Origin of the sequence: Ohtaekwangia sp., from assembly GCF_036568665.1 — a bacterium.
GTDB lineage: Bacteria > Bacteroidota > Bacteroidia > Cytophagales > Cyclobacteriaceae > Ohtaekwangia.
In genome coordinates, this window is record NZ_DATCSD010000295.1 from 1 (window position 1) to 4,254 (window position 4,254).

General features: G+C 45.4%; 5 protein-coding genes. 1 reads left to right on the plus strand and 4 read right to left on the minus strand.

The window, feature by feature from the left end; genetic code table 11:
• Positions 1 to 131 precede the first annotated feature (131 nt).
• The 3 genes from VIN08_RS16000 to VIN08_RS16010 are packed head-to-tail and all read right to left on the minus strand — an operon-like array spanning position 132 to position 1,610.
• Complete coding sequence (locus VIN08_RS16000) at positions 132 to 692, minus strand: NAD(P)H-dependent oxidoreductase (RefSeq protein ID WP_331967097.1); 561 nt, start codon at positions 690 to 692, stop codon at positions 132 to 134.
• Between the two features lie 58 nt (positions 693 to 750).
• Positions 751 to 1,203, minus strand: a complete 453-nt coding sequence (locus tag VIN08_RS16005) for a 3-oxoacyl-ACP synthase (RefSeq protein WP_331967098.1) — start codon at positions 1,201 to 1,203, stop codon at positions 751 to 753.
• Positions 1,204 to 1,223: 20 nt separating this feature from the next.
• The gene (locus tag VIN08_RS16010) at positions 1,224 to 1,610 is read right to left on the minus strand and encodes a RidA family protein (RefSeq protein WP_331967100.1); all 387 of its coding nucleotides are present in this window, start codon (positions 1,608 to 1,610) and stop codon (positions 1,224 to 1,226) included.
• A 27-nt stretch (positions 1,611 to 1,637) separates the two neighbouring features.
• On the opposite strand from VIN08_RS16010, the gene moeB reads away from it, so the two are divergent.
• Complete coding sequence (moeB, locus tag VIN08_RS16015; RefSeq protein ID WP_331967102.1) at positions 1,638 to 2,795, plus strand: molybdopterin-synthase adenylyltransferase MoeB; 1,158 nt, start codon at positions 1,638 to 1,640, stop codon at positions 2,793 to 2,795.
• A gap of 144 nt (positions 2,796 to 2,939) precedes the next feature.
• On the opposite strand, the gene VIN08_RS16020 is transcribed toward moeB, so the two are convergent.
• Positions 2,940 to 4,254: S8 family peptidase (locus VIN08_RS16020; protein WP_331967104.1), on the minus strand; the 1,315-nt coding region annotated here is incomplete at its 5' end.

The window sequence follows — 4,254 nt, forward strand, 5'->3', positions numbered from 1 at the left end:
GACTGATATAGCTTTTGCAGAAATGATTTGTCCATACTGGTTAAATTCGTTGGTGGCGATCGCTCCGGAGAACCCGCTGCTTCTTAAACGCGTTTCCTGAACTTTTGATTTCAGTATTTGTCTACAATAGCTTATGATTCCATCCTTTTTTTAGCTTCAATGCACCACAACAATTCGTTTACAAAAACACGCGCACGTTTATCCAGTGCCGCTTTGTCTTTCGGATGACCTTGCTCATCAAGCAGTTCACCTACCTTGGGCATTGGGCACATAGCAGGAACAGTCCACGCCCTGATCTTCCACAAAGTAAATTGCAGGGATGTTATTACTTGTGTTCCTCCAAATACACCATCCGAAGCTGTCGATATAGCGATCGGTTTACGATGCCAGTCTTTATACAGAAGATCCGTAACGTTCTTGATACTCGCAGGATACCCTCCGTTATACTCAGGCGTTACAATAATCACCCCGTCCGACTTTCTGATCTTGTCTGCAAACTCCAATGCTTTGGGCAACGGATTTTGCTGATGTTCAAGTCGCTCGTTAAAAACCGGGAACTGATATTCATTCAGATCGAGTATCTCTACATCGGCCAGGTTATTTTCCTTCAGGTAATTTTGGAAATATAGCGCTACACGATGACTCAGGCGCCCGGTACGGACACTGGCTGATATAATGGAAATATGCGGCATACAAATTTTGATTCATTAGGGTATAGCAAAGAAGTTAAATTTTGCGATCAAAAGAAAACTATTCGATGCGTTGTATCTCGTACTGACGGTTGTTGAAGGTAAACGCATCCTTCTCTTTCAATCCGGTTAGCTTCGCTCCTATAGGCGATGCCGGTGAGATGGCATAGAACGATTCGTTGTCAATCTTCAGCAACCCTGCACTAATGGAGATATAAAAATTACCCTGATTCGTTGTCACCAGACATCCCGGTTGCACTACCGTAGTCTGCACGACTGTTTCGATCTGGCTGATGGTTTGTTTCAGTTTTATAGCTTCTTCCAGTTGCATGCTATATTTCTCCATCTCCAGTTGCATCATAGAGCGTCCGGTTTCATACTTATCGCCCGCGCTGCTCTTGGTCTCTTCGTTAGCCGATATCTGTAAAGATTCAATAGCCTTTTGTGCTGCTGTAATTCGCTCATCACAATAGGCATGGCAAAGCCTGTACAATTTCAATTTGCGTTCACTCATAAAAAATTACCTGCGATTTTTTATACAGCCTTGATAGCGGTCACTTCTATTTCCACGAGATAATCGGGATCGATCAATGCACTGATCTCGATCATGGAAGTAGCGGGTTTAATGGTACTGAAAAATTCACCATGCGCTTTGCCGACAGCTTCCCATTGTGTGATGTCGGTAACAAACATGCGCGTTCGCACTACATCCTGCAAACGGAAGCCCGCCTGCTGCAATACGTTATCGATCTTATTGAGAATGAACTGTGTCTGTTTGTAAAAATCTCCTTTGCCTACTACTCCGTTCTCATCGGTGGCTACTGTTCCGGAAATTTCCAGGTGATTACCGATTTGTACTGCACGGGAGTATCCAACAATGTCTTCCCACTTGGCACCAGAAGAAAAAATTTTTCGTTGCATTTGGTATGAATCGTATTTTTGAAATGAATGAGCAAGTTAACGAACGAAGAGTATAAACGGTATAGTCGCCACCTTGTGTTGCAGGAATTTGGTTTAGAAAATCAACTTAAACTGAAAGATGCACGTGTGCTGGTGGTGGGTGCCGGAGGACTCGGAGCTCCTGCGCTGCTCTATCTCGCTGCTGCCGGTGTTGGCACCATCGGTATTGTGGATGACGATACAGTTGATCTTTCCAACCTGCAGCGACAAGTGCTTTATACCGAAGCAGATATTGGTAAACGTAAAGCACATGCTGCAGCCGACAGGCTTCGGGCACTCAACGCTTCTATCCAACTGACGAGCTACACGCTGGCGCTGACCCGAGACAATGCACTCGACATCCTGAAAGACTACGATGTTATTCTGGATGGTACCGACAACTTTCCTACGCGCTATCTCATCAACGATGCATGTGTATTGATGAATAAGCCTTTTGTATACGCCTCTATTCTCCGGTTTGAAGGACAGGTGGCAGTGTTCAACTATAAAAAACATAACGGACAGTTCAGCAGTAATTACCGTGATCTGTTTCCGGTTCCGCCTGATCCGGCCAGCACACCGAACTGCGAGCAAGCAGGTGTATTGGGAGTATTACCCGGCATGATTGGTTGTATGCAAGCCAATGAGGTGATCAAGATTATCACCGGTATAGGTGAACCTCTGGCCGACCGGTTGTTGTTACTGGATAGCGCTACGCTGGAACAGCATATTATCGTATTGCCCGATCGCCAGGCACGAAACGCCATAAAACATTTGGTGGATTATGATGAATTTTGTGGTTTAAGTGGCGGGAAAAATAAATCTTTGAAGCTTAATCAAGAGAATACAATGAAAGAAGTAACTGTACAGGAGTTGAAAGAGATGATCGACTCCCATGCCGATTTTCAACTGATCGATGTACGCGAACCACATGAGTTTGATATCTGCAACCTGGATGGTGAACTGATCCCTCAGGCAGAAGTGCCTCACAATATAGATCGCATCGCGAAAGATAAAAAAGTGGTTGTTCATTGCCGCAGTGGTGCACGCAGTGGTAACATGGTGCAGTGGCTGGAGAAAAATCACGGCTTTACCAATCTATATAATTTGAAAGGTGGTATACTGGCGTGGGCCAGAGAGATCGATCCTTCGATGCCTACGTACTAACCGGTAAACGTTACACGTTATCCGTTATTCGATAGGGAGTAAGTATGTATCTGCCTCGATTAACGGATAACGGTTAACGAATGACGTTTTTTTCCGCAGATTAACACAGATCAAATCCAGCAGCTTGCAGCCAGAAGCCATTCCTCACCGGACAACGCTGATTCTCCTCAGCACGGTTTGGTCGTTCCAGTAAATGCGAAGTATATATATACCGGCTGCCAGTGATGTAACGCTTATTGATTGAGTGGGGAGTTGCCGGGTGAATGCTAAATCTTTACTCATCAGTAATTGTCCTTTCTCCGATATAAATTCCACACGACAAGATGAAACCTCGGCTGCACTGAAAGGTTTAACGGACAGTATATTATTCACTACGGGATTGGGATATACCATGAACGGATTTTCGCGCAGTGATTTTAACAATGTTTCTACGGTGCTATAATTCGGAATGCCATAACCTAATAAGTTATCGGGTGCGTTGGCTTGAGATCCTGATCTGCGGATAACATCTATTACTTCTTTATTGGTGAGTGATGGATAGTGTTGCCACACACCAGTTACGAGGCTTGTAATGATCGGTGCTGCCAGTGATGTGCCGGAAGCTGTACCTACAGAACCACTGGGAAGTATAACACTTGTATTTGAACCCATCGCAGCAACATCGGGTTTGATAACGCCATTTATACCCGGCCCTTTGGAACTGGAAGGAACACGCAGCCCTGCGCTAGTAACAGACGCTACTGCGAGTACATCTTGTGCATCGGCTGGTGTGGTAATGATCTGCCAGGCAAAGGCACCTTCATTCCCTGCGCTGCATACTACTACTATACCGCGTGCTGCTGCCCATTGTGCTGCACGTGCTGCTACGGTGGTCTTACCATCCATAGCAGACTTCGCATAGTCCATAGAAGAATCATCAAATGTATTATAGCCTAGCGAAGAGCTGATCACATCAACGCCTGCGCTATCGGCACGTTCGGCCGCAAACAACCAGTTATACTCTTCAATTCTGTATTCAGTGCTTACATCTTCGGTAACATATAGCTGGTAGTTGGCTTTGTAAGCACCACCGGTAAATGTACCCTCCTGGTAAGCGGCTATCACCGAAAATACTTCGGCTCCGTGATCATCGTACTGAAATATATCTTGTGTATTGTAAACAAAGTCGTGCGATACCTGCAGATCAATTCTGTTCTCATTGAAGATCGGCTGAAAAGGTGCGTTTACATTTACACCATCAAAGCCGCTGTCAAATATACCGATGATCATGCCTTCGCCACGATAACCCGCTGCCTGCATATCATCTATACCTACCATGCCCAGCTGCGTGGTGGTAACATCGTTGGTCTGCATGGAGCGCGCATCGTTGGCTCCCACTCTCCCATTGCCCAGTAATTTTGCCCCGGGTGCTACATACTCAACATGATCAACAAATGATAACTGCTGTATAGTAGAGATC